Below are 25666 nucleotides of genomic sequence, written 5' to 3'. Positions count from 1 at the left end.
CCTACCTCGTTTACCAGAGCGACGGATTATTTAGTGCGGAAACGCATCGCGACGGGCCTTTCAAAGGCTTCATTTCGTGACCATCCAACGCCTGACCCAACCAACCATGCGGTTGGCTGAGTTTCAGCGGCGGTTGGGCGGTGTCTTCCGTGATCTGCGCAAAACCTGTTTTGCAATAGTAGGCCGGATCGCCATAGGTCAGTGCCACATCCACACCTGACGCCCGTAAGCGATCCAGACCATAAGAAATCAGCGCCTGTCCAATACCTGTTTTTTGCGAGCCCGTTTGAACGGCCATCGGCGAGAGGATGAACACATTGCGCGTATCCTGCGAAAACGTCATCCTTGAAAAGATGGCACAGCCAAGCAGCTCGTGATCCTGATGCGCCGTGCACACCAGGATATCTTCGGGAGGCGTGCTGTTGATCAATTCACGCACGAATGCACCAATTACCGCCCCCTCTTCCGGCCCTTCCGACGCAGCAAAGACATCCGCAAAAAGACTTATGATCTGTGATGGGTCTACGGCCAATCCGTTAGAAAAATCCATGGCTTCCTCATTGGTTGACGGTGCGCCCTCGCCTTCGCCGGGGCGGAACGATCCTGTTCCCAAGATCGCTTTAACTTTGATGTGAAAACAATCCCCGAACCGGGCAATTACAACGGAAGGTTGGCGAATCTTCTGATTTTTTGGTGTTTTCCGCCACAACAGACGAAACACCGTCAAAAACCGCCAGGTAAATGCGCCATTCCCTCTTGACCTTGGACGGCGCAATGTCATGAACAGTGCCATGAGTACTGCACGTTTGACGATCAATCTTCAGGCGCTCGCCAGCAATTGGCGGGCGCTCGACGCGAAAACCGGGGTCGAAACCGGTGCCGTGGTCAAGGCCGATGCCTACGGGCTGGGTGCCGGGCCTGTCAGCGACACGCTGGCCGAAGAAGGCGTTCGCAAGTTTTTTGTGGCTGCCGCAGAAGAAGGCGCTGTTGTCCGCCAGGCGGTTGGCCCCGGCCCGATGATCTGTGCCTTTTCAGGGCATATGGAAGGCGACACCCAATTGCTGCTCGCCAACGATCTGACGCCGTTGATCAATTCGCCAGAGCAGTTCCAACTCCACCAACAAGCCCTGCCCAACCATCCGTTCGGCATTCAACTGGACAGTGGCATGAACCGGCTGGGTCTGGAGCCCGCCGACTGGGCCGAATTGCGCCCAAAGGCTGAGGCGCTGTCACCTGTTGTCATCATGTCCCATCTGGCCTGCGCGGACGAGCCGGACCATCCGATGAACCAGCAGCAGCTTAGAACCTTCCGAGAGATGACCGAAGGTGTCACTGCGCCGCGTTCTCTGGCTGCAACCGGCGGCATGCTTTTGGGGCCAGAGTTCCATTTCGATTTCTGCCGCCCGGGCATTGGTCTGTACGGCGGCCTGCCCTTTGCGGATGCCAAACCCGTTGTCACGGTCGATCTGCCTGTCATTCAGGTGCGCAATGTGGCCGTGGGCGAAACTGTTGGTTACGGCAACAGCTGGGTTGCGCGTCGACCGTCTCGTATCGCCACAGTCGCGGCGGGGTATGCAGACGGCCTGCATCGCGCCATCGGCGGCGGGATCGACACCTTCGCCGGCAACCAGCCCTGCCCGGTTGTCGGCCGCATCTCGATGGACCTGATCACGGTGGATGTCACCGACCTGCCCAAAGACCCGGAACGCCTGCGTATCCTGAATGGCCATCAAACCGTCGATGATCTGGCTGAAGCTGCCGGTACAATTGGCTATGAAATCCTCACATCAATGGGCAATCGCTATTCGCGGGGCTATGTGGAATGAACCCGATCACCGCGCTCGGAGGTCTGGGCCGCACAGTTCTAAGCCTGCTTGCGGCCTTTGGCCGGGTGGCTCTGTTCGCGCTTGATGCGATCTCGCATATCCTGCGCCCCCCTTTCTATCCGCGCGAATTTGGTATGGCCCTGCTGAACATCGGCTGGCTGTCCCTGCCCGTCGTCGGCCTGACGGCGATTTTCACCGGCGGTGCGCTGGCGTTGCAGATCTACGCCGGCGGCGCGCGTTTCAACGCCGAAGCCGTGGTGCCCCAGATCGTCGCCATCGGCATGGTGCGCGAACTTGGCCCGGTTCTGGTCGGGCTGATGATCGCAGCCCGCGTGACATCCTCGATCGCGGCCGAGATCGCCACGATGAAAGTGACCGAACAGATCGACGCGCTGGTCACACTGTCCACGCATCCGATGAAATACCTCACCGTCCCGCGGGTTCTGGCCGCCCTGATCACAGTGCCTGCTTTGGTAGCAGTGGGTGACATCATCGGAATTGCCGGCGGCTACACCGTGGCCACGCAAAACCTGGGCTTCAACCCGGCGACCTATCTGAAAAACACCGTGGATTTCCTGGAAACCCGCGACATCGTCTCGTCGCTGGTCAAAGGCGCGGCCTTTGGCCTGATCGCAGCCATCATGGGCTGTTTCTACGGCATGAATTCCGGCCGTGGCGCACAGGGCGTGGGCCGCGCCACCAAGGGCTCGGTCGAAGCCGCCGCCGTGCTGATTCTGGCTGCAAACTTCGTTCTTACGGGGGTTTTCTTCTCGCTATGATCCGGATGGAGAACGTACATAAAGCCTTTGGCGACAACCGCGTGCTGCAAGGCATGACCCTTGAAATTACCAAGGGCACCTCGATGGTCATCATCGGCGGGTCAGGCACCGGCAAATCGGTCGCCCTGAAGTGCATTCTGGGCCTGATCAAGCCCGACAGCGGCATGATCTATGTCGACGGCAAAGACGCCAGCAAGGGTGATCGCGATGCGTTTCTGGCCCGGTTCGGGATGCTATTTCAGGGCGCGGCTCTGTTTGACTCGCTGACCGTCTGGCAGAACGTCGCCTTCCGCCTGCTGCGCGGCTCGCTGAAACGTCCCACCGAAGAAGCCCGCGAGATCGCCATAGAGAAACTGCGCCGCGTGGGACTTAAATCCGACGTGGCCGACCGCTTTCCGGCGGAACTGTCAGGCGGCATGCAAAAGCGCGTGGGCCTCGCCCGCGCCATCGCCGCCGAGCCCGAGATCATCTTTTTCGACGAACCCACCACCGGCCTAGACCCGATCATGTCCGGCGTCATCAACGATCTGATCCGGGAAATCGTGACCGAGATGGGCGCCACTGCGATGACCATCACCCACGACATGAGCTCGGTCCGCGCGATTGCCGATAACGTGGCCATGCTGCACGGAGGCGTGATCCAGTGGACCGGCCCGGTGAGCCAGATGGACTCCTCGGGTGATCCGTATGTGGAGCAATTCATCAGCGGCAGTGCCGAGGGGCCGATTGAGGCGGTGCGGTGAAACCTCCTGCGCTCGACGAAAAAACTCAAAACTCATCGACGGAACTCCCGAAGTCATACGTTACACCAGTGTAACTCTTGTATTTTTTTGGAGCTTCCCCATGCCCACTTCTTATTCGCGCACCCAAATCGCCCTCCATTGGGCTATTTTCTTTCTGATCGCGGTTCAGTTCCTCTTTCACGAGCCGATTTCTGAAGCATGGGATCAAATCGAACGCGGATTACCCGTCTCTTTTCAAGCACCAGTTGCTCTCCATGTATTCGGAGGCCTGCTTGTCCTTGCACTTGCGATTTGGCGGATCGCATTGCGCCTGACCCGCGGCGCACCGTCACTTCCGGAACAGGAAACCGCCGCGATGAAACTCGCTGCTCATGCAACCCATTTCTTGCTGTATGCCTTGATGTTGCTTTTACCGGTCTCTGGCGCCCTTGCATGGCTCGGAGGGATAGAAGCATCCGCTGAAGTGCATGAAGTCATGAAAACGCTGATGCTTGTTCTGGTTCTTCTGCATATTTTGGCCGCCCTGTTCCATCAGTTCGTCCTGAAAACCAATTTGATGGCCCGTATGAGGCGGGCAGAATAACCTTCTAAACAAGCATCCTTGCACAGACGATCCAACGACGTACTGTTAGGCGGTCAAACGAAACAGAACTGGCCGCCATGACCCTCCGCCTCGCCACCCTCTCGCTGCTGATCCTCTACCCCATCGCGTGGTTCGCTCCACTGATGCGCGCAGGGTTCCTGCCGATCTTCGGCCTCTCAGAGATCAGCGTCATCACCGGCCTCCAGTCCCTGTGGAAGTCCGACGTCTTCCTCGCGCTGATCGTCACCATCTTCGCCCTCTTTGCGCCCTACATCAAAACCATCGGCACCGCCCTGATCCAATGGAACCTGCTGGACCCACGCGTTCAGCCCGCGCTCAACATTCTCGGCAAGCTGGCCATGGCCGACATCTTCCTCATCGCGCTCTACATCACTTTGGCTAAGGGCATCTCTTATGCGACCATCGAAACTGCATGGGGTCTTTACCTGTTCACCGCCTGCATTCTGGCTTCGATCGCTTTGGGCCATATTACAGAGATGACATCCACTTCACGAAAAGCGCAGACCTAATTGATTGAAAACACAAATCTGAGTATCATCTTTGTATTTCGAGCAGCAGTGTTTTGTAGTTTTCGGGTCCGCAGCGGATCGCACTAAGTCGTTAGATTACCTTCCGCTTTGACCCGGTGTGTTCCGGTTTGAGAAGGAGTTCGACGATCATGGCCGCCCTCCACAGTATTACATTACAGTTTCAGAATGCCTTTTTAAGATTGACCTTTTTCCTTATCTGTATGGCTGCTTTACTTGCCGTTTCAGCCACGCTTTTGTCCGCTTTGGGTGTATTGCCGTGGCTCTCGATGCAGGCCGGATTTGGCGAGGCACCGGCAAAGGATGCCGGCATGTTCATCCAGATTGGTCTGACCGCTCTGGTTCTTATGCTGGCGTTCTACCTGCCGGCCAACGCCCGAATGATGGCGCTGGAGAACAACCACCGCAAATTTGCCCTTAACATGCACGACATCGCCGAAGCGTATCAAATGGCTCATGCCGCCGATCGTGGCGGCCTGTTCATGATGTCGTCCGAGTTTGACGCCGTCAAAGAACGCATGGGTTTTCTGCGCCAGCACCCTGACCTGCAATCGCTTGAGCCAGAGATTCTGGAGCTGGCCGCTCAGATGAGCCAGATCAGTCAGGAACTGGCCCAGACCTATGGCGATGTCCGGGTCGAACGCGCGCGGATGTTCCTGCAACAGCGGCAGGAAGAGATCGAGCTGTTTCAGCGGCGTCTGGAAGAAGCGCAGATCATCCAGAACGAATTGCGCCAGTGGACGCGGGATGTGGAAATGGAAGAGACAATCGCCAAGTCGCAACTTACGCGCCTGCGGGATGAGCTGTTCGAGCTTCTCCCCGAACTGTCCACCCAACTACAGGCTCCACGCAATGAGAGTTCTTCCAAGGCGGCCAGCGTGATTGCAATGTCGCCCCTTCGACCGGCGGAATAGGCGCGACTGCGCCCGCTGCGGACGATGGCCCATCGGGGCCTGAGGCCGCAGCGCGCCATCGGCGGTGAGGAAAGCCTACAAGGGCTTGAAGAACCGTCCAACCTCGGGCACGAAGAGCGTCATGGTAAAGACGACATCCTTCTCCTGCTCGGCCTGCGGCGCGACGCATACACGATGGTCCGGGCGCTGCGATGGGTGTGGCGAATGGAACACCATAGTTCAGGACGCGCCCCTATCGGCTGGCCCGGCCAAAAAATCACTCGGCGGAAAACGCGGCCAGTCCATTGCACTCACAGACCTGTCGACCGAGGAAACGCCGCCGCCCCGTACACTCTGCGGGGTTGAGGAGCTGGACCGCGTTCTGGGCGGCGGGCTGGTCCCGGCTTCGGCCCTTTTGGTGGGCGGAGACCCCGGCATTGGGAAGTCCACCCTGCTGCTGCAAGCCGCGGCGCGATTCGCGCGTGCAGGCGTGAAAACCATCTATGTCTCGGGCGAAGAAGCCAGCGCGCAAGTTCGCATGCGGGCCCGCCGTCTGGGGCTTGAGGACGCCCCCGTTCAACTCGCCGCCGAAACCAATCTGCGCGACATCCTCACAACGCTTGAAGCGGAAAAGCCCGGTCTGGCCATCATCGACTCGATTCAGACCATGTGGGCAGACAATGTCGACAGCGCACCCGGCTCGGTGTCACAAGTCCGGGCTGCGGCACATGAATTGACCACGTTTGCGAAACGGCACGGTGTTTCGATCATCATGGTTGGCCACGTCACCAAGGATGGCCAGATCGCCGGCCCTCGCGTGGTCGAGCATATGGTCGACACGGTGCTTTATTTCGAAGGCGAGCGCGGCCACCAGTTCCGCATACTGCGCGCAGTCAAGAACCGCTTTGGCCCGGCGGACGAAATCGGTGTATTCGAAATGACCGGCAAGGGGTTGGCACAAGTCACCAACCCATCGGCCCTGTTCCTGTCCGAACGTGGCAAACCAAGCCCCGGCTCTGCTGTTTTCGCCGGAATTGAAGGTACCCGCCCCGTGTTGGTCGAATTGCAGGCGCTCGTCGCACCCTCACCTCATTCGCAAGCGCGCCGAACCGTCGTAGGATGGGACAGCGGAAGGCTGGCAATGATCCTCGCAGTGCTCGAAGCGCGCTGCGGCATCCCCTTCGCGGGCCTTGATGTCTATCTGAACGTCGCCGGTGGATTAAAAATCAGCGAACCCGCTGCCGATCTGGCCGTTGCCGCTGCGTTACTGAGCGCACGCGAAGACACGGCCCTTCCCACGGATACGGTCGTTTTCGGAGAAATCTCGCTGTCTGGGGCACTTAGACCTGCCCCACAGACCGAAAACAGGTTGAAAGAAGCGCAAAAACTTGGTTTCACAGCGGCAATTGCTCCGGCAGGTGGCAAAACTGGCACTGTGGCAGGTCTGACACTCACCCGACCCTCTGATTTGGTGGGGTTTGTTGGCGAAACCTTCGGAGCAGGTTAAAGTCGCGCCTCGAGGGGCAGAAAAAGAACAGGCGAGGGCCATGGAAGGTTTTACAATAATTGACGGGGTGGTCGCGCTGATCATCGTGCTGTCGGGCTTGCTGGCCTACTCACGCGGTTTCATGCGCGAGGTTCTGGCCATTGCAGGCTGGGTCGCAGCGGCTGTTCTGGCATTCATCTTTGCCCCACAGGCCGTGCCGCTGGTCAAGGAAATACCGGTGGTCGGAGATTTCCTGCGCGACAGCTGTGAACTGTCGGTGATCACCGGTTTTGCAGCAGTCTTCGCCGTGGCGCTGATTGTGGTCAGCATCTTTACACCGCTGTTTTCATCGCTGGTCCAGCGCTCGGCTTTGGGCGGGCTGGATCAGGCGCTGGGGCTGTTCTTCGGCATCGCGCGCGGCATTCTGCTGGTTGCAATCGCCTTCTTTGTCTATGACACGGTCATGACCGGCCAGTCCTATACAATCGTGGACGAAAGCCGCTCGGCCAAAGTGTTCGAGCAGTTCAGCAGCCAGATTGAAGAACAAAACCCCGAAGCGGCTCTGGGGTGGGTGACTGCACAATATGAAGAGTTGGTCGCCAGCTGCACCGCAGGAAACGAACAACCCGCAACCACCGCGCCCGCTGACGGGTAATCTCAGGTTACATTGAATGATGAAAGCCCGGCACTGTCCGGGCTTTCTCGATTCAAATATACCCTTCCCCGCCACAGACCGTGCAGCGGATCGTTTTCAGCCCGAAACACCCGTCACACCGGCTGGAGATCGGTTTGCCAAGAATATCCCGGCTTTTGACAACTTCGCCCGCGCCGTTGCAGATCTGACAGGGCGCCCGACCCATTCCCCGGCACCTGTGGCACCGTTGCTTGATCCGCTCCTGCTTTTTCTGTTGAGGTTTATGTTGCCACATTCCGGCCCTTTGCGTGCTGCACCCATCCTGACTTGCACATATTAAATGGCATGACAGCACATATGATTGCACATGTCATCTTCTTCCTGACCCTGCCGCGATCCCTGAAATCCCGACCTGCGGCAATAGGTGAGTGTGATCCTTTGATGACAGCCACGCCATTAGGCATTATGTGGAGGCCAACCCGCCACGGAATCGGAGCCACCGATCTTGTTCTTTCTGTACGAATGCGCGCTGGTCGTAACAATGGTCGCCCAATTGGCGTCGTTCTCGCCTGCTACCAAATTGCCCGCACGCACCTTACAGAGGATCCAGCGCCGACCAGCGGTCAATCCTCAGATCATATCGTCATAGAAGTTGGAGCCCGTAAATGTGTGGGATTTTGGGAATCGCAAGTCGGACACATGATGTGTTTGCCGAAATCTATGACGGGTTGCTGATGCTGCAGCACCGGGGTCAGGATGCCTCAGGGATCGTGACCTACAACGGCGAGTTCTTCCGCGAAAAGAAGGCGAACGGCCTGGTCAAGGACGTGTTCAATGCCCAGGATGCGGAAACCCTTTTGGGCCATGTGGGCATGGGGCATGTGCGCTATCCGACGGCGGGATCTCTCAGCGCGGCCGAGGCGCAGCCCTTTTTTGTAAACGCCCCCTACGGCATCTATCTGGTTCACAACGGCAACATCACCAACACTGCTGAACAGCGCGAGAAGGTCACTGGCAAATACAGCCGGCACCTGCGCACCACGTCAGACTCTGAAATCCTGCTGAACGTGCTGGCCGACAAAGTGGCCGACGCGATCAAGGTGAATGGCAATCGCGAGCCCATCCGCAACCTCTTTGCCGGTGTGAAGATGACGATGGAACGCGTTCAGGGCGCCTATTCCGTGATCTGTCTGGTCGCCGGTGTCGGCATGCTGGCTTTCCGCGATCCGTTTGGCATTCGCCCGCTGTCAGTCGCCAAACGCGAAGTGGACGGAGACGGCGATGATTATGCCTTTGCCTCGGAAGACGTGGCCTTTGGCATCAACGGCTTTGAAAAGCTGCGTGATCTTCGCCCGGGTGAGGCAATTCTGATCGATCTGGACGGCAACATGCACGAGTTTCAGGCGGTCGAAGGCAAGCTGACGCCCTGTATATTCGAGTATGTCTACCTGGCCCGCCCGGACTCTTTGCTGGACGGTGTTTCGGTTTACAAAACTCAGATGCGCATGGGTCAGACGCTGGCCAAACAGATTCAGGACTCGGGCCTGGAAATCGACCGGATCATCCCGGTGCCTGACAGTGCCCGCCCTGTGGCTCTGGAAGCCGCGAAGATCACCGGTATCCCTTACCGCGAAGGCCTGGTCAAAAACCGCTATGTCGGGCGTACGTTCATCATGCCCGGTCAGGCAGAGCGGCAGAAATCCGTCCGCCGCAAACTGAATGCCGTCCCGTTGGAATTCGACGGCCACAGTGTCTTGCTGATCGACGATTCCATCGTGCGTGGCAACACCATCAAGAAGATTGTGCAAATGTGCCGCGACGCCGGGGCCAAGAAAGTTTATGTCGCCAGCGCCTCACCGCCGGTGAAGTACCCCAATGTGTACGGCATAGACATGCCAACCAAGACCGAGCTTATTGCAAACGGCAAAGAGATCGAAGAGATCCGCGAAGAACTGGGCGCGGACGCACTGTTCTATCAGCATCTGGATGACCTGATCTGGGCCGCCAAGGAAGGCAATCCAGAGATCGAAGCCTTCGACTGTTCCTGCTTTGATGGCAACTACATCACAGGCAGCGTCAGCGAAGGTTATCTGGACAATCTGGAAAACAGCAGCCGTGTCAGCCAGAAACGCGCTGACATGCAGGTCCCGGGCGGGTCCTGGAATGCGGCAAAACTGGCCTCGGGCTGAGCGGACGATACGGAACTGACGCAATCGGTTTCCCAATCTGAACGGCGAATCGAAACGGTGGGTCATTCTGGCCCGAAGAAGGCTGCCGGGCAGCCTGATTGCGGTCTTGTGTCGTGGATGAGTGGAAATTTGCCACAACCAATCGGCGAATTCCGCGCAATCACAAGGGCTTTTTTCAAGGGCACCCAATCGTGATGACACCTGTCCGCGCAGCGCTTTTGTTCACCTGAGCGTTTTGTTATCCGGCGGCGACCACTCACTCAACAAGGGGTTCCGGGCCATGTCCCGGACCACGGATCATGTCAAACGCCACAGTCAAAAGCGCGGCCACGCAGCGAGGTGCGCTGAAGAAGAATTCCGTCTCGGTTCTGGGAGTATTCGGGCCGAAAGCAGACATGCGCGCCCTGATGCGCCTGTCATCGGGCCGTGTAAAAGAGGTTAAACCCGGAAGCCGCGTTGCCTCCGGTACAGTGATCGCGATTGATGAGCATGGCATCATGCTGCGACAAAGCGGCCAGACCAAGCGTATCGCCATTCCCGGAGGCTGATCGCATCTTGACGCCCCGCGCCCGGAGGTTCAAACCGCAGGCATGACCGACAAGACCAAAATTGCCCTGATAACCGGGGCCTCTCGCGGGCTGGGCGCTGCCCTGGCCGAAGCACTGGCACCCGAATACCACATCGTCGCCGTCGCCCGGACCAGCGGCGGGCTGGAAGAACTTGACGATCGCATCAAAGCCAAGGGTGGCTCGGCCACGCTGGCACCGATGGACATCACCGATCCGAACGCGATGGCAACCCTGTGCCGCGGAATCCATGACCGTTGGGGCAAGGTGGATCTGTGGCTGCACACGGCCATTCACACCTCGGCGCTGACACCGGTACATTTCGTCGACCCCAAGGAATGGACCAAGGCAGTCAACACGAACGCAAACGCAACCTCGGTTCTGATTCCGTACGTCACGCCCCTGCTGGGTGAAAACGGCCACGCGGTGTTTTTCGATGACCCGAAAGCCGGTGAGAAGTTCTATGGCATCTACGGTGCCACCAAAGCCGCGCAAATGGCTCTGGCCCGCAGTTGGGAGGCCGAAACCAAACGCACTGGTCCGAGGGTTTCGATTGTGGAACCAGCGCCGATGCCGACCGCCGTGCGTGCACGATTCCATCCGGGTGAAGACCGCGATGTGTTGACGAGCACGGCTGATGAGGCCGCCCGGATTCTGGCGCTGCTTTAGGAAATGGCCCTGACGGGCCATGCCTCCGGCGGGGATATTTTTAGCCATATGAAGATGGGATCAGGCGATATGAACGCCGTTGCGCCCGGCGAGATCGACGAAGAACTGCCACGCGACACGACCCGAACGCGATCCGCGAGTGGCCTGCCATTCAATTGCCTCGGCGCGCAGGGTTTCGGCATCGACCGAAACGCCGTAGGCCGCGCAATAACGGTCGATCATGGCAAGATATTCATCCTGATCGCAGGGATGGAATCCCAGCCACAATCCGAAGCGGTCGGACAATGATACCTTTTCCTCGACCGCCTCTGACGGGTTGATGGCGCTGGAACGTTCGTTTTCAATCATGTCCCGCGGCATCAGGTGGCGGCGGTTCGAGGTCGCGTAGAATACCACGTTTTCCGGGCGACCTTCTATGCCGCCATCCAGAACGGCCTTGAGCGATTTGTAATGCTGGTCATCGTGACTGAACGAGAGGTCGTCGCAAAACAGGATGAACCGATAAGGTGCCGTGCGCAGGTGGTTCAGCAGGCGGGCGACCGAACCCATGTCTTCGCGCTGAAGTTCCACTAGTTTCAGTTCGGGGTGGTCCGCGCTCAGCGCGCCGTGAACGGCTTTCACGAGGCTGGACTTGCCCATCCCCCGCGCCCCCCATAGCAACGCATTGTTTGCCTTGTAACCAGCCGCGAACCGGCGCGTATTATCAAGCAACGTGTCACGCGACCGATTGATGCCGACCAACAGATCCAGATCGACGCGATTGACCTGTTCAACCGGTTCTAGCCGTTCCGGTTCCACATGCCAGACAAAGGCCGGGGCTGCGTTGAAATCCGGTGTGGCCAAAGGCGCCGGCGCCATGCGCTCCAACGCGGCAGCAATACGGTTCAGGGCTTGGTCGTCCATCGGCTCCTCCGGTCAGGTCTGGATCGGTTCAAAGCATGTTCTGATTGGCGCAACAAGGCCAGCCAACGAAAAGGGCGCGCCCGTCGGGGCGCGCCTCAGTTGCTGTGACAGCAGATTACTTGTCGTCTTCGAATTCCCGCATCAGGTCTTCGTCTGCTTCGGCTTCTTCATCATCGTAGTAACCTTCAGCCCGCAATTGCTCTTCCCGTTTCCTTTCGACCCGAGCCACCAGGAAGATCGAGATCTCGTAGAGGCCGTAGACCACAACAAAGAGAATGATCTGGGTGATCACGTCAGGGGGCGTCACGATCGCCGCCAGCACCAGAATGCCAACAACCGCGTATTTGCGCATTGCACCCAGACCCTCTGCGCTCACCAGTCCTGCCTTGCCCATGAGGGTTAGAAGAACCGGCAATTGGAAGCACAGCCCAAAGGCCACGATGAACTTGATCGTCAGGTTCAGGTATTCCTGCGCCGAGCCCTGAAACACCACGCTTAGCGGCGCTGTAGTTACTCCATCGGCCACGGCTTCACCTTCAGCCCCGAACTGCTGGAACCCAAGGAAGAAGTCATAGGCCAACGGCGTCACAACGTAGAAAGCAAAGCTTGCGCCCAGAAGGAACATGAAGGGCGAGGCCAGCATGAAAGGCAGAAACGCGTTCTTTTCCGACTTGTAGAGGCCCGGAGCCACAAAGCGCCACATCTGCATCCCGATATAGGGAAAGGCCAGAATGAACCCGCCGAGCAGCGAGACCTTGATCGCGACAAAGAACCCTTCCTGCGGCGATATGAAGATCAGGCCGCAATCCTGTCCACGCTCATTCAGAACCTCACATAGGGGATTGGTCAGAAAGTTGAAGAGCGGCGTGGCCACCGTAAAGCAGATGATCATCCCGACCAGAAAGGCCACGACGCAGTGGATCAACCGCGTACGCAGCTCGGCCAGATGCTCGATCAATGGGGCCGAGGTATCTTCGATCTCGTCGGTCTTGGTCATGTTTCGCCTTCAGTCTTCAGCGCAGCTTCGGCTTCTTCGGCCTTGGCCAGTGCCTCGGCAGCTTCCTTGGCTTTGCGCTCGGCGGCGGCGCGGGCAGTTGAGGCCTGAATTTTCTTGGCCTGCTCTGCCCGCTCTGCTGCCAGTTTACCGGTTTCGCTGTCAGGATCGAACTTAGTGGGATCGATGCTTTTCGCCATATCCTGCGCGGCTTGCTTTACACCGTCCATGGCCGAGCCCACAGGGTTCGCGGCAGCGTTAAGACCTTTCTTGATCTCGTTCACTCCGGCCTGATCGGCAGCTTCGTTCATGGCGCTGCTGAATTCGCGCGCCATGCCACGGGCCTTGCCGACAAAACGCCCCACATTGCGAAACAACACCGGCAGGTCCTTCGGCCCGACAACGATCAGGGCGACAATGCCGATGACCAGAAGCTCGGTCCAGCCCAGATCAAACATCTGTGGTTACACCTTGTCTTTCTCGGTCTCGGGTGTGACATCCTTGGCCAGTTCCGACGCGTCCTGTTCCAGTTCTTCCGAACCGTCTTTGACGCCCTTCTTGAACGCAGTGATGCCTTTGCCGACTTCGCCCATCAGCGAGCTGATCTTGCCACGGCCAAACAGAACCAGAACCACAACGGCGATCAGCAGAAGACCGGGAAGGCCAATATTGTTGAGCATGTCTCTTCTCCTTTTTCATCGACGCATGTGCGCCGGGAATATGAACTGGGACCGTGTTTACGCCCGTATGCCCTGCCTCAAAAGGGATTAGGCGAAAATTGAGCACGAAAATTGAAGCGATCTGCAAAAAACTAGGGGCTCGCATTTTCCAACTGACAGGTTTATGTCAGTTGGAAGTGGCTAGAACGATGGTATCGAAACCTGGTCAACGGAGACTCACATGACCCAAGTTGCAGAATTTGTCACTTTCACCCTGGCCGAAGGCACAACGACCGAAGAGTTCTTAAAGCTCAGCCAGGCCACCGAAGCGTTTGTTCGCGCCGCTCCCGGCTTTGTTCATCGCAACCTTAGCATGGGCGATGACGGGGGGTGGACGGATTGTGTGGTCTGGCAGAACATGAATGCCGCGCAGGATGCCGCGGCCAAGTTTCTCCAGCAGGATTTTGCGCCCGCCCTGATGGCCGCCATCAAACCCGGCAGCGAAAAGATGCGCCATGAAAATGTGCTATGGAACATGACCGTTTAAAGGTGGTCTGGACGGCGTGTCATGCGCCGAACTGACCGCCTGTTCGATATCATCCAGATCCTGCGCGATGGCAAACTGCACCGCGCGCAGGACATCGCGGACCGGCTGGAAGTGTCGGTCCGCACCATCTATCGCGACATGGATACTTTGGTCGCTTCGGGCGTCCCGGTCGAAGGTGAGCGCGGCGTGGGTTACATGGTGCGCGAGCAGATCACCCTGCCGCCGCTGAATCTGACCCCGGCCGAGCTTGAGGCACTGAACCTCGGTATGGCCATCGTTGCCGAGGCCGCGGATCCAGAGCTGAAAGCCGCTGCGAACTCTCTGGCCGACAAGATCGATGCCGTTCTGCCCACACAGGTTGTGGCCGAGGCCGATACCTGGAAATTCGCGGTCTATCCTTTCGCCGATGCAGCCCGTGGGCTTGCGCATATGGCACCGATCCGCGCGGCCATCAAATCGCGCCAGAAGCTTCAACTGTCCTACCGCCGCATTGACGGTGTTTTGACCGAGCGCACCATCCGTCCTTTACACATGGAATACTGGGGCCGCGTCTGGACCCTGACTGCTTGGTGCGAATTGCGAAACGGTTTCCGCGTCTTCCGTATCGACCTGATCGAATCCGTGTCGCCGCTGCCAGAGATCTTCGCAGACGAACCCGGAAAACGCCTGAGCGACTACGACCCCCACGCCTGACGGGCAGCCGTGTTCAGGATTGTCCCGGACAGAGTGCACAGCCCAAAACGGGCCATGTATCCTCACTTCAGGTAGGGATCCGGATCAACGGATTCAAAACCTTTGCGCACTTCGAAATGCACATAGGCATCGTCTCCGCCTCGCAACTGCGCCAGCTTTTGCCCACGGCGTATCCGATCACCTTTCTTGACGGTGATATCATCAACGTTGGCATAGACCGTCAGCAGATCGTTATTGTGTTTAACCACGATGATCGGCACCTGATCCGCGTCCGCCGTAATCGCCGCAACGGTTCCGGCCTCAGCCGCGGTGACTGCTGTGCCAGGGGCCGCGGCGATGTCGATACCTTCGTTCTTGCCCTTTTTATATCCACGGATGATGGTGCCGCTGACCGGCAAGGACAAGGCGGAAGACCGCGTGTTTGTAGGGGCTTCGGCAGTCACATCAGGGGCTTCGGCGAGCGGTTCAACCTTTTCATCGGGCAAGGGTTGCGTGGCACTTGGAGGCGTTGGCGTCGGCGATCCCTGCCCCGGTTCCGTTACCTCGGTGGCCGCAACAGGCGCCGCCGCAGCGGCGCTTTGACGTGGGGCGGACTGGTTTTTGACCGGGATCAACAGAAACTGACCTTCACGTACGGTGAAGTCGGACCCAAGACCGTTCCATTCCGCCAGCGATTCGACCGGCACCTGATAGAGGCGCGAGATCGTGTACGCCGTTTCGCCGCGCTTGACCTTATGGCGGACAGGTTCCGGCCCGCTTGCGACCGGCGCCGGGGCTGGTTTGGCAGGTTCCAGCGTTGTTGTCCGGACGCCCCCTGTTTCAGGGGCCTGATCAATTGCCGCCCCGGCAACCGACGCGATGTCCACGCCACTGCCCGCGCCCACTGAACGTGGCAGGGCCAGAACTTCGCCCTCTCGCAGGGTGTCGGTTGTCTGAAGGCCATTGAAACGCGACAGCTCACCCTCGGGCAGGCCAACGCGCGCGGCCACATCGCGCACCGTGTCGCCCCGTCGGGCCACGACAACCTGGTAGTTCGGATAGGTTATCACTCCCCGGCTATCGGGGGACGGGCGGGACGTTGTTGCCGACTGCACTGCATCAGTGGTCGAAAACCCGCCGATCTGCCCGCGCAGGTCATAATCCAGTGGCCCCTCACACCCGGCCAGAAAGGCCAGAGCGGCCACTCCGGTCGCGCAGCGACGCATAGCTGATTTGGATACTGCACTCATAATTCTGTCCTCAACGCCTGCCCCTGTTGTCCGGGGTTCCGGCGACCAATTTATAAAGCCTGCTACGCCTCGTCCTTGCCAAGCCCTTCAAGCAGGGGCACAAAACGGACCGACGTCAATTCGTCATAGTCCAGACCGTCCTCGGTGCGCGTCACTTTGATCAACTGCTGCACCGTGTCCGACTGACCCACGGGTAAAACCATAATACCCCCGATTTTCAGCTGCGCCAAGAGTGGTCCCGGAGGGTCTTCGGCCGCCGCCGTCACAATGATCCGATCAAACGGAGCCTGTTCCGGCAAACCAAAGGATCCATCCGACAACATGGACGTGATATTCGTAAGCCCCAGATCGGCAAAAAGCTTTCCTGTCTCGCTGACCAGCCGCCGGTGGCGTTCGACCGTATAGACCCGGCGCGCCAGTTTCGACAAGATTGCGGCCTGGTAACCCGACCCCGTTCCGATCTCGAGCACGGTATCGCGCGGCCGAACGTCCAGCGCCTGCGTCATGAGGCCGACGACCGATGGCTGACTGATCGTCTGACCGCAGGAAATCGGCAATGGCATGTCCTCGTAGGCGCGATCCGCGAACAGGCCGGTGACAAAGCGTCCCCGGTCAACCTGTTCCATCGCCGCCAGAACGCGCGCATCCGTAACCCCCCGTTTGCGCAGGGCAAACAGGAACTGCATCACGGTTTCCGGGTCCAATCCGCTCATTCGACCGCCTTCAATGCCTCCAGCATGTCATATGCGGTCAAGTCGGCGCGCATCGGCGTGACCGAGATATAGCCTTCCAGATTGACCGCAGCATCCGTTCCCGGCGCAGTTGGGTTATGCTGATAGCCACCCTTGATCCACAGGAAGCGCCGCCCCGAGGGCGAGCTGTGCGGCTCGACCGAAAAATGCGTGTCGCGCCGGAATCCCTGCGCTGCAACGCGCGTACCCAGCACCTCATCTGCCGGAACAGGTGGAAAATTCACGTTGTAAAACAGGCGGTAATCACCCTGCTCCTCCGGATTTGCATCCAGAATGCGCCGGACCAGATCGGCCCCGTACCGAGCAGCAGCTTCGAACGGGTCGTCCAGCCCCAGATTTCGTGGGCCGAAATACTGTGACAAGGCAATAGCAGGAATACCTTGCAGGGCCGCTTCCATCGCGCCGCCAATAGTGCCCGAATAAAGCGTGTTTTCGGCTGAGTTGTTGCCCCGATTCACGCCGGACAGGACCAGATCCGGTGGGCAGTCCGTCATCACATCATGCAGCCCTGCCAATACACAATCCGCAGGCGACCCTTCCGCCGCATAACGCCGTTCGCTCAGCTTGGCGATCATTGTGGGGTGGGTGTAACTGATGCAATGCCCGACCCCGGATTGCTCAAAGGCAGGTGCGACAACCCAAACTTCGCCATCCGGCCCTGCCAGTTCGGCAGCGATCGCTTCCAGCGTGATCAAGCCCGGAGCGTTGATCCCGTCATCATTGGTCAGAAGAATACGCATGCCCGATCTACCCCCACGTTTGGCCCTTGATAGACCCGGCACTGCGCTGCGGCAAGCGACGTGGACCTGCAACCTGAGGCTTTCGCGCACCACTCGTACGGAAATCGAGAGGTCAACTCTGCATCTTGGAAAAAATGAAACACTTGTCACGACGAATGGTCAGCCACATGACACGGCCCGGATTGGGCACAAAGACATTCGGAACCGTCGCCCTGAGGACCGAGCCGTCGTAGTCCATGCGAAACTCGACCAGGCTTTCGTTTCCCAGAAAACGCGCACGTTCGACCACGCCCCGCGCTGCTACTCCATCAGTCGCGGTCGGCAATGGGCCTTTGCCGTTGCGATCAAAATCCAGTTTGACGTGCTGGGGGCGGAAGACGATCTCGACATCCGTTCCATCCGGGATACCCGGCGCCAGGAATTGACCAAAAGGCGTGTCGGCCAGCGCTCCGTTAACTTGCGCTTGCAGCACGTTAATATCACTGAAAAACGCCACGGCTGCCTTGTCTGCAGGTCGGGTGTAGACGTTGTATGGCGCGCCCTGCTGGACGATCTTTCCGCGCCGCATCAGCGCGATCTCATCCGCCATCCGCATTGCCTCTTCCGGCTCGTGCGTGACCAGCAGGACAGCCGCATCCTCTTCCTTGAGAATGGACAGCGTCTCGTCGCGAATACCGTCGCGCAGACGGTTGTCGAGACCCGAGAACGGCTCGTCCATCAGCATGATCCTGGGGCGTGGCGCCAAAGCGCGGGCCAGGGCCACGCGCTGTTGCTCTCCGCCCGATAACTGATGTGGGAAACCGTCGATGAACCGCATCAGGTCCACTTTGCGCAGCAGTTCCTCGACCCGGGCACGTTTCTCGTCCTTGCTGCCCCTCAGGCCAAAGGCCACGTTGTTGGCCACGCTCAGATGAGGAAACAGCGCAAAGTCCTGAAACATCAACCCGATCTCGCGCCGCTCTGGCGGCACCCGAAACACGGTGTCACAGATCAGCTTGCCATCGACGTAGATCTCGCCCGAGTCCTGCATCTCAACCCCGGCAATCATGCGTAGGGTGGTGGATTTCCCGCAGCCAGACGGCCCCAACAAACACGTCACCTTGCCGGCCTGCACGGTCAATGACACGTCATCCACAACGACACGCCCTTCGAACCGGCGAATAATGTTGCGAATTTCCAGACGCGGAGGAGTTGCGTTACCTGTCACCGATGGACCCCATTGCCTGTCCCGATCAAATCCATCGGGCATGGGCGGGGATAGCAACCCCGCCCCTCAGGTGCAAGCGATCAGCAGCAACCACCGGGTGAAGCTGCTTCGCCTGTGGCCTCAAACGGGCTTTCGCCGCCGCAGCCCTCGAAAATACCGAAGTGGGTAGAAAAATCGCCGATAAAGTCGAAATGGCGGGCAAACCGCGTGTCCCGAAGCATCATCCAGGTATTGCCGCAGACCGGAAAGACCTTACCGGTTTCAATAACGTGGTGATCGTCCAGAACAAACGCATGCGGTGCGTTGGGAACAGTGCCTTCATAGACGACCGCCTGACCGTAATCCTCACAGGCCGGTTCCAGCGCAGGCAGCTTGAACAGACGATAGGTCGCCGAAAGGAATTTGAGCGGGGCAACACGTTCTTCCAACACCGGGTTCTCGATGGTCAGCGGGCGATGCGTCACCCGGCGCGGATCGCCGAAACCCGCCTTGCGCGCCATCGACAGGAAGTCGTTCCAGTACAATGCACCCGACAGGCACTCGCCATACAAAACCTCATCCTCGGTCATCGCCTGTGGGATACGGCGGTCGGCATAGACGTCCGAGAAGTACATTTCGCCGCCCTCTTTCAGCAACCGGTGCGCGCCCTTCAGAACAGCATCCTTGTCGGTCGCCAGGTTGATGACACAGTTCGAGACGATGATGTCAAACGATCCGGGCTCCAGATTCAGCTCATCCAGCTTTTCGATGTAACCGTGATGGAATTCCACATTGCTCTGGGCGTGACCAAACGCGCTGGCATGATATTCCTGATGCGCACGGGCGACATCCAATTGCTCAGGCGTCATGTCGATCCCGACAACCCGGCCCTTTTCACCGACCATGGCGGACAAGGCATAGACGTCGCGTCCGGCCCCGCAGCCGAGATCGAGGATCGACATACCTTCAAGATCCAGCGGCGCTATAAGACCGCAGCCATAGTAGCGCGTTAGCACATCGTCGTGAATCCTTGAGAGGATACGCTTGAGGTGTTCCGGCATGTCGTCAGGCGTGCAGCAGGCGTTGGTCTGCAAATCCGCACTGCTTTGCAGGACTTCACCATAATAATTCTGCACCGATTCATGCTTCATCGCGGTCTTCCCCTTGCAAGTGGCTGCATCGCAGCTAATGCACAGGTCCGCGGTTCGCAATCCGGGTAAGGCGCTTCTGACAAAAGTGTGAGCCTTCTGGTGGGGCTTTACGCCAGCAGCTCGAAATCCACACCGGCGCGGATATTGCCATTCACCTGAACTTCAAGCCGATGCGCTCCGGGGATCAGCTTGAAAGTCGTGGCATCGCCCTTCAGTTTGTGACGCTTGTCAAGATTAAGCTTGCCTCCTTTCAGGGTCGCCTGTTTCAGCTTATGCACCTTCGCTGAGGTTTTCCCTCCAGGGCGTTGAAAGTGAATGATATAATCCACCAGGACGAGCTGTTCACCTTCTCCACTCAAACCGACTGAAAACTCCAATGCGCCGCCGATGCGGGCTTTGGATTTCAGGTCAATCGTTACTGCAACATCGGTATCCGGGTTAAATCCCAGCATTTTCATCGCCTCTGGGTGTCCCGCCTTGACCAGTCCGCGCAGCGCATGAGAGGTCATCCACTCCAGCTCTGCCGTGGTCTGTCGCCCCTCGGCGCGCCACTTGTCCAGACGGCCCAGCACCAGGCCAGGGTCCTGTTTGGTGATGTCATTCAGATGGTTGGCAACGGACCGCGTGACATACCGGGTCGGATCACCGTGCAATCGATCCAACAGCGGCAACGGGTCCGTCAGACCCAGACTGATGCCCTGCCCCCATGGCAGACGGGGCCGCGTGCCTTCACTGACCAATCGGCGCACGTGATAGCTGTCATGGATACACCAGTCCTGCATCCGCTCGAGCACCCTGTCCGGGGCATGATTCAGGAAAGGCCGAATGGCCCATTCCATCGAAAACCGCTGCGTCAGCTCTTCCAACACGTCCAAGGATACACCAACGTGACCCAGCCCGATACCAGCGACCCATTCACCCAGAGGCGCGAAAATGAAATCGCCGAAATCATCATCCGATCTGGAAGGGTCCAGCGCAGGCGGCAATGCCCGTAAAATCACCGGGGCGACTGTTGGCAAGTCACCCGGCAGGGCCTGTTGCAGACACTCAGCGATCCAGGCCATACGCTCTTTCAGTTCCAGTTCGGGCAGGCGCGACATGACCTGTGTCCGAAACGCAGGAGCATTGAACGCCGGTTCAGCTTCCACAAATAACTTACTGAGAAAGCTTACTTTCTCAGCGTTGAACAACTGATCCTTTAACGAAAACTCCTGCGCCATGGTCACATCGTCAGGTTGGTCGCACCGCCGTCCAGCAGGATGTTCTGGCCGACAATAAAGCCCGCATGTTGCGAACAGAGAAACGCACAGGTGGCACCAAATTCCTGCCGCGAACCATAGCGTCTGACCGGGATTGTCGCCGCACGGTTGGCGCGTGCTTCGTCGATCGAAATACCCTGTTGTTCCGCCACACCGCTGTCCAGAGAATCCGCCCGGTCCGTGGCATGAATACCCGGCAGCAGGTTGTTGATGGTCACCCCGTGTGGCGCCACCTGACGCGAAGTTCCGGCAACATAGCCAGTCAGACCGGTACGCGCCGCATTTGACAGGCCCAGAACCGCAATCGGCGCACGCACGGATTGCGAGGTTATGTTGACCACCCGGCCCCATCCCTTGTCCATCATTTCGGGAAGCAAAGCTTTCATGAATGCAATCGGTGTCAGCATGTTGCTATCCAGCGCCTTGATGAAATCATCCCGCTCCCAGTCCGACCACGATCCGGGCGGCGGTCCACCGGCATTTGTCACAAGAATATCAACGCCCTGTGCAGCTTTGATCACCTGCGCTTGCCCGTCGGGCGTGGTCACGTCGCAGGCCACGGTCTGCACCTCAACGCCGTGCTCTGACCGCAGGCGCGCGGCCACAGCCTCCAACGCCTTGGAACCACGTGCGTTCATCACGAGGTTTACGCCAGCCGCAGCAAGCGCCTCGGCGCACCCAAGACCCAATCCCTTGCTGCTGGCACAGACCAGCGCGCGTTTTGCTTGAATTCCCAGATCCATCGGATCCTCCCTGTCAGTCATTGCCGCATGTCTAGCACCGGCCAGACAGGGAAGACCAGAACGGCAGCGTCACCTCAGTAAAAGAACTCTTCCCGGACGATCTTGCCGTCAGCGACGTGATAGACACCCACTTCGCGCATATCGAACGCTTCGCCGGTTTCCTTCACCTTGCCCTGCACTTCGAAAATCACGGCAAAACGGTCTTCGCCATGGGGAAACGGATCACTGACAGACGCACCAGAAACCTCATGGGCATTCTCCCACCACTCGTGTTTGCCACGGATGGCGTCGAGCCCTTTGGTCTCCCGACCCATTCCCTGAAAGTCCTGCCCTTCGACCGATACGGCGTCGGGGGCGTAAAGCTTGGACAGGTTTTCCTTGGCCCGGTCTTCCCGGCAACCAGCCACCAGTTCGTCGGCAATCTCTTTCAAATTCATTGATCCACTCCATCATTTGTTCACTATATGTTCTTACTGCCACAGGCCTATGATTCGAACCAGCCCCTTTGTCTTGCTTCGGCAGGATTCCCCGCATATACGCGCGCTCATGCTTGATACCTCGAACCAACCCACATTGCCGCCCGAGATCGCCCGGCGCCGGACATTCGCCATCATCTCGCACCCTGATGCGGGCAAGACGACGCTGACGGAAAAGTTCCTGCTGTACGGGGGTGCGATTCAGATGGCCGGGCAGGTCCGTGCCAAAGGCGAAGCCCGGCGAACCCGGTCGGACTTTATGCAAATGGAGAAGGATCGCGGTATCTCGGTTTCCGCATCCGCAATGTCATTTGACTATGACACCTTCAGGTTCAATCTGGTGGATACGCCGGGTCACTCGGACTTTTCCGAGGATACCTATCGCACGCTGACCGCTGTAGATGCCGCCGTGATGGTAATCGACGGAGCGAAAGGTGTGGAAAGCCAGACGCAGAAACTGTTCGAGGTCTGCCGCCTGCGCGATCTGCCGATCCTGACCTTCTGCAACAAGATGGACCGCGAAAGCCGCGATACGTTCGAGATCATCGACGAAATTCAGGAAATGCTGGCCATCGACGTCACCCCTGCGGCATGGCCCATCGGCGTGGGCCGCGATTTTATCGGCTGCTACGACATGCTGCGTGACCGGCTTGAACTGATGGATCGCGCGGACCGCAACAAGGTGGCCGAAAGCATCGAGATCAATGGGCTGGACGACCCGAAACTGGCGGAACACGTGCCCGAGCATCTGCTGGACAAGCTGCTGGAAGAGGTCGAGATGGCCCGCGAATTGCTGCCCGCGCTTGACCCGCAGGCTGTGCTGGAAGGCCATATGACACCGATCTGGTTCGGTTCGGCCATCAACTCGTTTGGCGTCAAGGAACTGATGGAAGGCATCGGTGCCTATGGCCCGCAGCCACAGGTTCAGTCTGCCGAACCGCGCCAGATATCCCCCGACGAAAAGAAGGTCGCAGGGTTTGTCTTCAAAGTGCAGGCCAACATGGACCCCAAGCACCGCGACCGGGTGGCGTTTGTCCGCATGGCCAGCGGCCACTTCAAGCGAGGTATGAAACTGACCCATGTGCGGTCGAAAAAACCGATGGCGATCTCGAACCCTGTGATGTTCCTCGCCTCAGACCGGGAATTGGCGGAAGAGGCCTGGGCCGGAGATATCATCGGCATTCCCAACCACGGGCAACTGCGTATCGGCGACACCCTAACCGAAGGCGAAGCGCTGCGCGTGACCGGCATCCCCTCCTTCGCGCCGGAACTGTTGCAAACAGTGCGGCCCGGAGACCCGATGAAGGCCAAGCATCTGGAAAAAGCCCTGATGCAGTTCGCCGAAGAAGGCGCCGCCAAAGTGTTCAAACCCTCGATCGGCTCGGGTTTTATCGTGGGGGTCGTTGGTGCATTGCAGTTCGAAGTGCTCGCCAGCCGAATCGAGATGGAATACGGCCTGCCCGTGCGCTTTGAAGCATCGCAGTTCACCTCGGCCCGATGGGTCAGTGGTGAAAAGACCGAGGTCGAAAAGTTCGTGAATGCCAACAAACAGCACATCGCCCATGACCATGACGGCGACATTGTCTATCTGACCCGCCTGCAATGGGATATCGACCGGGTCGTCCGCGATTATCCCGCGCTGAATCTGACCGCGACAAAAGAGATGATGACCTGAGGCAACTGGCTGATTGCGCAGCCGAACCCGGCTGTGCAATCCTGCGCGCATGAGTGACGACGAACTGACCTATCCCGGTGGCCTGCCCGACATGCTGGACAGCTATGAGAACCGGCGCAGCCCGTTTCAGTTCGGCACCCTGACCCTGCCCGTGCTTGACGTCGATCTGGAAGATCTGGCCAAACGAACCGTGCCCGACACAGCCACCGAATTGCCGCCCGGACACAGTAGCGCGTGGGACCGTAAGCGCGTCCAGATCGCGCGGGAATTTGTCGGGAATTCGGAGCTTGCCTTCCTCAACGCCCAACTGATCTCGAACCTAAGAAAGCGGTCATTCCCGCGTCAGGCCCCTGCGCTGTTTTGCCGGGTGTGGCAAGAGCAATCAGATCACCTTCTTTCCGTCCTCGACCTGCGATGGCTGGTGTCTTCTGTTCAGACCTTTGCCGATCATGGTCAGACCCCGACACAGCGCGAGGTCGGACATGCCTTGCGCATATTCTTCGGCATGATGAAACTGTATGAGTTCGAGAGGCTCTTCTCGGGGCTGGCCCCGGAAACGCCGTTTCAGTTCAAGGACAGGAAACACGTGCCGCTGCCCTATCAGATGAAAGGCTTTTCCTTCGAAAAGGGCGGCCTGGATGTCAATCTCATCGCCCCGATCTGGACCAAAGCGATGAACGATCCCACCATTGCGCCACTCGTGGATCACCTGATGACCGAACTGAACAAGGACCCCGGCGGTGTCTTTCGGCGTCTGAAACTCATGCGCGACACCCGCGCGCCGCGCAAATGACCACCTGGGGCATTGTCTCGATGGTCCGGGGGCCAACCGAAGACGTCCTTCGGTTCGTGGCCCATCACCTCGAACTGGGGGCGGATTTCATGTATATCTACATGGACGAGCCCAACCGTCGCACGTTCAGAGCACTCAGAATGCACCCCAAGGTCCGGGTTCGCGTCTGTGATGATGCCTTTTGGGAAAAACGCGGACGCGCACGACCGGAAAAACATCAGGTGCGCCAGTCGGTTCACGCCACTTTTGCCTACCGAAACACTCAACTAGATTGGTTGACCCATATCGACGTGGATGAATTTCTATGGTCCACAATCCCCATCGCAGATGTGTTGCGCGATGTTCCGAACGCGGTTCACGCCGCCCGTGTCCGCCCGTTAGAGGCGCTGGCCGGGAGAAAAGACCTGTACAAAGCACATATCCCGCATGGCCCGAACCGCGAGGCGTTGGTCGAGACCATCTATCCGAATTACGGCGCGTTTGTCATGGGTGGTTTCCTAAGTCACGTGCAGGGAAAGTTGTTCGTGCGCACCGGATTGAAAAACTTAAGCTTCCGCATCCACAACTTGTTTCAAAACAAAGTGCTGCTGCCCTGCAAACACGAATTCCCTCAGATCGATCTGTGCCATCGCCATGCCCCAGGTTGGGACCACTGGATTGCGCATTATCAGTTTCGCATGGATCGCGGCTCGTATCAGGCTGGCATGGCACCGAATGTCCCGCGTGACCAGGGTGGTCTGAGCAAGAATGAATTACTCCACTGGATCGAGGCCGAACAAGGCATGGACGGCCTGCGCGCGTTCTACAATGAAATAAGCGGCACAGACTCAGAGGTGCGCGCCCACCTGGAACGCCACGGCCTGCTGCGCCACCGACCACTGAACCTGGACGAAAAGCTAGAGAAACACTTCCCCGGAAGTTGCTGAATTGTTGCTGAAATTCACGGAAAG

29 protein-coding genes are annotated in these 25666 nt (G+C 58.5%); 16 read left to right on the top strand and 13 right to left on the bottom strand.

Annotated elements, in window-relative coordinates; genetic code table 11:
- Positions 1–10 precede the first annotated feature (10 nt).
- Positions 11–550: a GNAT family N-acetyltransferase gene (locus AC2FFA_RS05140; protein ID WP_496850322.1), complete on the bottom strand. Its 540-nt coding sequence runs from the start codon at positions 548–550 to the stop codon at positions 11–13.
- Between the two features lie 241 nt (positions 551–791).
- Here AC2FFA_RS05140 and alr point away from each other — a divergent pair, with 241 nt between their 5' ends.
- From alr to AC2FFA_RS05085, 11 genes are all read left to right on the top strand, one after another.
- A complete protein-coding gene (gene alr / locus AC2FFA_RS05135; protein WP_496850320.1) occupies positions 792–1826 on the top strand; it encodes an alanine racemase in 1035 nt (344 codons plus the stop codon).
- On the top strand, positions 1823–2605 hold the full coding sequence (locus AC2FFA_RS05130) for an MlaE family ABC transporter permease (RefSeq protein ID WP_496850318.1): 783 nt from the start codon (positions 1823–1825) through the stop codon (positions 2603–2605). Before alr ends, AC2FFA_RS05130 begins: the two co-directional genes overlap by 4 nt.
- Positions 2602–3348, top strand: coding sequence for an ABC transporter ATP-binding protein (locus tag AC2FFA_RS05125; RefSeq protein WP_496850316.1), 747 nt, complete (start codon positions 2602–2604; stop codon positions 3346–3348). Before AC2FFA_RS05130 ends, AC2FFA_RS05125 begins: the two co-directional genes overlap by 4 nt.
- Positions 3332–3931, top strand: a complete 600-nt coding sequence (locus AC2FFA_RS05120; protein WP_496850314.1) for a cytochrome b — start codon at positions 3332–3334, stop codon at positions 3929–3931. Before AC2FFA_RS05125 ends, AC2FFA_RS05120 begins: the two co-directional genes overlap by 17 nt.
- Before the next feature lie 77 nt (positions 3932–4008).
- Positions 4009–4461 (top strand): paraquat-inducible protein A, encoded by a 453-nt coding sequence (locus AC2FFA_RS05115; RefSeq protein ID WP_117868767.1) that lies wholly within the window; start codon positions 4009–4011, stop codon positions 4459–4461.
- 149 nt (positions 4462–4610) lie between these two features.
- Entirely contained in the window at positions 4611–5393 is a 783-nt protein-coding gene (locus tag AC2FFA_RS05110; RefSeq protein WP_496850312.1) for a DNA repair protein, read from the top strand.
- Positions 5394–5514: 121 nt separating this feature from the next.
- Positions 5515–6879 (top strand): DNA repair protein RadA, encoded by a 1365-nt coding sequence (radA, locus tag AC2FFA_RS05105; RefSeq protein WP_299893770.1) that lies wholly within the window; start codon positions 5515–5517, stop codon positions 6877–6879.
- A 40-nt stretch (positions 6880–6919) separates the two neighbouring features.
- Positions 6920–7513 (top strand): CvpA family protein, encoded by a 594-nt coding sequence (locus AC2FFA_RS05100; RefSeq protein ID WP_117868764.1) that lies wholly within the window; start codon positions 6920–6922, stop codon positions 7511–7513.
- A gap of 644 nt (positions 7514–8157) precedes the next feature.
- Positions 8158–9681, top strand: a complete 1524-nt coding sequence (gene purF / locus AC2FFA_RS05095; protein ID WP_117868762.1) for an amidophosphoribosyltransferase — start codon at positions 8158–8160, stop codon at positions 9679–9681.
- A gap of 299 nt (positions 9682–9980) precedes the next feature.
- Positions 9981–10229 (top strand): hypothetical protein, encoded by a 249-nt coding sequence (locus AC2FFA_RS05090; RefSeq protein ID WP_117868761.1) that lies wholly within the window; start codon positions 9981–9983, stop codon positions 10227–10229.
- 42 nt (positions 10230–10271) lie between these two features.
- On the top strand, positions 10272–10916 hold the full coding sequence (locus AC2FFA_RS05085; protein ID WP_496850310.1) for an SDR family NAD(P)-dependent oxidoreductase: 645 nt from the start codon (positions 10272–10274) through the stop codon (positions 10914–10916).
- A 60-nt stretch (positions 10917–10976) separates the two neighbouring features.
- Here AC2FFA_RS05085 and AC2FFA_RS05080 read toward each other — a convergent pair whose 3' ends face one another.
- From AC2FFA_RS05080 to AC2FFA_RS05065, 4 genes are all read right to left on the bottom strand, one after another.
- On the bottom strand, positions 10977–11819 hold the full coding sequence (locus AC2FFA_RS05080; protein ID WP_496671040.1) for an ATP-binding protein: 843 nt from the start codon (positions 11817–11819) through the stop codon (positions 10977–10979).
- A gap of 115 nt (positions 11820–11934) precedes the next feature.
- Positions 11935–12816, bottom strand: coding sequence for a twin-arginine translocase subunit TatC (gene tatC / locus AC2FFA_RS05075; RefSeq protein ID WP_117868758.1), 882 nt, complete (start codon positions 12814–12816; stop codon positions 11935–11937).
- A complete protein-coding gene (gene tatB, locus AC2FFA_RS05070; protein ID WP_117868757.1) occupies positions 12813–13271 on the bottom strand; it encodes a Sec-independent protein translocase protein TatB in 459 nt (152 codons plus the stop codon). Before tatB ends, tatC begins: the two co-directional genes overlap by 4 nt.
- A 6-nt stretch (positions 13272–13277) precedes the next feature.
- Positions 13278–13493, bottom strand: coding sequence for a twin-arginine translocase TatA/TatE family subunit (locus tag AC2FFA_RS05065; protein ID WP_117868756.1), 216 nt, complete (start codon positions 13491–13493; stop codon positions 13278–13280).
- A gap of 220 nt (positions 13494–13713) precedes the next feature.
- On the opposite strand from AC2FFA_RS05065, the gene AC2FFA_RS05060 reads away from it, so the two are divergent.
- Positions 13714–14019: a hypothetical protein gene (locus AC2FFA_RS05060; protein WP_496850307.1), complete on the top strand. Its 306-nt coding sequence runs from the start codon at positions 13714–13716 to the stop codon at positions 14017–14019.
- A 21-nt stretch (positions 14020–14040) separates the two neighbouring features.
- Positions 14041–14712 (top strand): helix-turn-helix transcriptional regulator, encoded by a 672-nt coding sequence (locus AC2FFA_RS05055; protein ID WP_496671049.1) that lies wholly within the window; start codon positions 14041–14043, stop codon positions 14710–14712.
- 62 nt (positions 14713–14774) lie between these two features.
- Here AC2FFA_RS05055 and AC2FFA_RS05050 read toward each other — a convergent pair whose 3' ends face one another.
- The 8 genes from AC2FFA_RS05050 to AC2FFA_RS05015 form a co-directional block, all read right to left on the bottom strand.
- A complete protein-coding gene (locus AC2FFA_RS05050) occupies positions 14775–15941 on the bottom strand; it encodes a LysM peptidoglycan-binding domain-containing protein (RefSeq protein WP_496850305.1) in 1167 nt (388 codons plus the stop codon).
- Positions 15942–16003: 62 nt separating this feature from the next.
- On the bottom strand, positions 16004–16654 hold the full coding sequence (locus AC2FFA_RS05045) for a protein-L-isoaspartate(D-aspartate) O-methyltransferase (RefSeq protein ID WP_117868752.1): 651 nt from the start codon (positions 16652–16654) through the stop codon (positions 16004–16006).
- Entirely contained in the window at positions 16651–17433 is a 783-nt protein-coding gene (gene surE, locus AC2FFA_RS05040; RefSeq protein WP_117868751.1) for a 5'/3'-nucleotidase SurE, read from the bottom strand. Before surE ends, AC2FFA_RS05045 begins: the two co-directional genes overlap by 4 nt.
- Before the next feature lie 112 nt (positions 17434–17545).
- Positions 17546–18682: an ABC transporter ATP-binding protein gene (locus AC2FFA_RS05035; protein ID WP_496850303.1), complete on the bottom strand. Its 1137-nt coding sequence runs from the start codon at positions 18680–18682 to the stop codon at positions 17546–17548.
- A 38-nt stretch (positions 18683–18720) separates the two neighbouring features.
- Positions 18721–19770 carry a methyltransferase domain-containing protein gene (locus AC2FFA_RS05030; RefSeq protein WP_496850301.1) on the bottom strand — a complete coding sequence of 350 codons (1050 nt, stop codon included), beginning with the start codon at positions 19768–19770 and terminating at the stop codon, positions 18721–18723.
- A 107-nt stretch (positions 19771–19877) separates the two neighbouring features.
- Positions 19878–20990, bottom strand: a complete 1113-nt coding sequence (locus tag AC2FFA_RS05025; protein WP_496850299.1) for a YhaZ family DNA alkylation repair protein — start codon at positions 20988–20990, stop codon at positions 19878–19880.
- A gap of 2 nt (positions 20991–20992) precedes the next feature.
- Positions 20993–21772 carry an SDR family oxidoreductase gene (locus tag AC2FFA_RS05020; RefSeq protein ID WP_496719334.1) on the bottom strand — a complete coding sequence of 260 codons (780 nt, stop codon included), beginning with the start codon at positions 21770–21772 and terminating at the stop codon, positions 20993–20995.
- 74 nt (positions 21773–21846) lie between these two features.
- Positions 21847–22209, bottom strand: a complete 363-nt coding sequence (locus tag AC2FFA_RS05015) for a nuclear transport factor 2 family protein (protein ID WP_299893793.1) — start codon at positions 22207–22209, stop codon at positions 21847–21849.
- 109 nt (positions 22210–22318) lie between these two features.
- Here AC2FFA_RS05015 and AC2FFA_RS05010 point away from each other — a divergent pair, with 109 nt between their 5' ends.
- From AC2FFA_RS05010 to AC2FFA_RS05000, 3 genes are read left to right on the top strand one after another with little or no spacing between them, the layout of a single operon-like run.
- The gene (locus AC2FFA_RS05010) at positions 22319–23923 is read left to right on the top strand and encodes a peptide chain release factor 3 (protein WP_299893795.1); all 1605 of its coding nucleotides are present in this window, start codon (positions 22319–22321) and stop codon (positions 23921–23923) included.
- A gap of 49 nt (positions 23924–23972) precedes the next feature.
- Positions 23973–24716: a hypothetical protein gene (locus AC2FFA_RS05005; protein WP_496850296.1), complete on the top strand. Its 744-nt coding sequence runs from the start codon at positions 23973–23975 to the stop codon at positions 24714–24716.
- Positions 24713–25642 (top strand): glycosyltransferase family 2 protein, encoded by a 930-nt coding sequence (locus tag AC2FFA_RS05000; RefSeq protein WP_496850294.1) that lies wholly within the window; start codon positions 24713–24715, stop codon positions 25640–25642. Before AC2FFA_RS05005 ends, AC2FFA_RS05000 begins: the two co-directional genes overlap by 4 nt.
- Positions 25643–25666: the final 24 nt, after the last annotated feature.

Source organism: Ruegeria sp. YTSB088 (assembly GCF_059609825.1).
Note: the sequence above shows the minus strand (reverse complement) of the source record. Positions and strands in the feature narration are given on the sequence as shown.

Excerpts from the sequence above, each read along its gene's own strand:
- AC2FFA_RS05030 (WP_496850301.1), bottom strand. The coding sequence starts at position 19,770 with ATGAAGCATGAATCGGTGCAGAATTATTATGGTGAAGTCCTGCAAAGC.
- AC2FFA_RS05140 (WP_496850322.1), bottom strand. The coding sequence starts at position 550 with ATGGATTTTTCTAACGGATTGGCCGTAGACCCATCACAGATCATAAGT.
- tatC (WP_117868758.1), bottom strand. The coding sequence starts at position 12,816 with ATGACCAAGACCGACGAGATCGAAGATACCTCGGCCCCATTGATCGAG.
- AC2FFA_RS05035 (WP_496850303.1), bottom strand. The coding sequence starts at position 18,682 with ATGCCCGATGGATTTGATCGGGACAGGCAATGGGGTCCATCGGTGACA.
- AC2FFA_RS05065 (WP_117868756.1), bottom strand. The coding sequence starts at position 13,493 with ATGCTCAACAATATTGGCCTTCCCGGTCTTCTGCTGATCGCCGTTGTG.
- AC2FFA_RS05015 (WP_299893793.1), bottom strand. The coding sequence starts at position 22,209 with ATGAATTTGAAAGAGATTGCCGACGAACTGGTGGCTGGTTGCCGGGAA.
- AC2FFA_RS05090 (WP_117868761.1), top strand. The coding sequence starts at position 9,981 with ATGTCAAACGCCACAGTCAAAAGCGCGGCCACGCAGCGAGGTGCGCTG.
- AC2FFA_RS05025 (WP_496850299.1), bottom strand. The coding sequence starts at position 20,990 with ATGGCGCAGGAGTTTTCGTTAAAGGATCAGTTGTTCAACGCTGAGAAA.
- AC2FFA_RS05050 (WP_496850305.1), bottom strand. The coding sequence starts at position 15,941 with ATGAGTGCAGTATCCAAATCAGCTATGCGTCGCTGCGCGACCGGAGTG.
- AC2FFA_RS05130 (WP_496850318.1), top strand. The coding sequence starts at position 1,823 with ATGAACCCGATCACCGCGCTCGGAGGTCTGGGCCGCACAGTTCTAAGC.
- surE (WP_117868751.1), bottom strand. The coding sequence starts at position 17,433 with ATGCGTATTCTTCTGACCAATGATGACGGGATCAACGCTCCGGGCTTG.
- AC2FFA_RS05005 (WP_496850296.1), top strand. The coding sequence starts at position 23,973 with ATGAGTGACGACGAACTGACCTATCCCGGTGGCCTGCCCGACATGCTG.
- AC2FFA_RS05010 (WP_299893795.1), top strand. The coding sequence starts at position 22,319 with ATGCTTGATACCTCGAACCAACCCACATTGCCGCCCGAGATCGCCCGG.
- AC2FFA_RS05115 (WP_117868767.1), top strand. The coding sequence starts at position 4,009 with ATGACCCTCCGCCTCGCCACCCTCTCGCTGCTGATCCTCTACCCCATC.
- AC2FFA_RS05080 (WP_496671040.1), bottom strand. The coding sequence starts at position 11,819 with ATGGACGACCAAGCCCTGAACCGTATTGCTGCCGCGTTGGAGCGCATG.
- purF (WP_117868762.1), top strand. The coding sequence starts at position 8,158 with ATGTGTGGGATTTTGGGAATCGCAAGTCGGACACATGATGTGTTTGCC.
- AC2FFA_RS05100 (WP_117868764.1), top strand. The coding sequence starts at position 6,920 with ATGGAAGGTTTTACAATAATTGACGGGGTGGTCGCGCTGATCATCGTG.
- AC2FFA_RS05020 (WP_496719334.1), bottom strand. The coding sequence starts at position 21,772 with ATGGATCTGGGAATTCAAGCAAAACGCGCGCTGGTCTGTGCCAGCAGC.
- tatB (WP_117868757.1), bottom strand. The coding sequence starts at position 13,271 with ATGTTTGATCTGGGCTGGACCGAGCTTCTGGTCATCGGCATTGTCGCC.
- AC2FFA_RS05085 (WP_496850310.1), top strand. The coding sequence starts at position 10,272 with ATGACCGACAAGACCAAAATTGCCCTGATAACCGGGGCCTCTCGCGGG.
- alr (WP_496850320.1), top strand. The coding sequence starts at position 792 with ATGAGTACTGCACGTTTGACGATCAATCTTCAGGCGCTCGCCAGCAAT.
- AC2FFA_RS05000 (WP_496850294.1), top strand. The coding sequence starts at position 24,713 with ATGACCACCTGGGGCATTGTCTCGATGGTCCGGGGGCCAACCGAAGAC.
- AC2FFA_RS05055 (WP_496671049.1), top strand. The coding sequence starts at position 14,041 with ATGCGCCGAACTGACCGCCTGTTCGATATCATCCAGATCCTGCGCGAT.
- radA (WP_299893770.1), top strand. The coding sequence starts at position 5,515 with ATGGTAAAGACGACATCCTTCTCCTGCTCGGCCTGCGGCGCGACGCAT.
- AC2FFA_RS05110 (WP_496850312.1), top strand. The coding sequence starts at position 4,611 with ATGGCCGCCCTCCACAGTATTACATTACAGTTTCAGAATGCCTTTTTA.
- AC2FFA_RS05045 (WP_117868752.1), bottom strand. The coding sequence starts at position 16,654 with ATGAGCGGATTGGACCCGGAAACCGTGATGCAGTTCCTGTTTGCCCTG.
- AC2FFA_RS05060 (WP_496850307.1), top strand. The coding sequence starts at position 13,714 with ATGACCCAAGTTGCAGAATTTGTCACTTTCACCCTGGCCGAAGGCACA.
- AC2FFA_RS05125 (WP_496850316.1), top strand. The coding sequence starts at position 2,602 with ATGATCCGGATGGAGAACGTACATAAAGCCTTTGGCGACAACCGCGTG.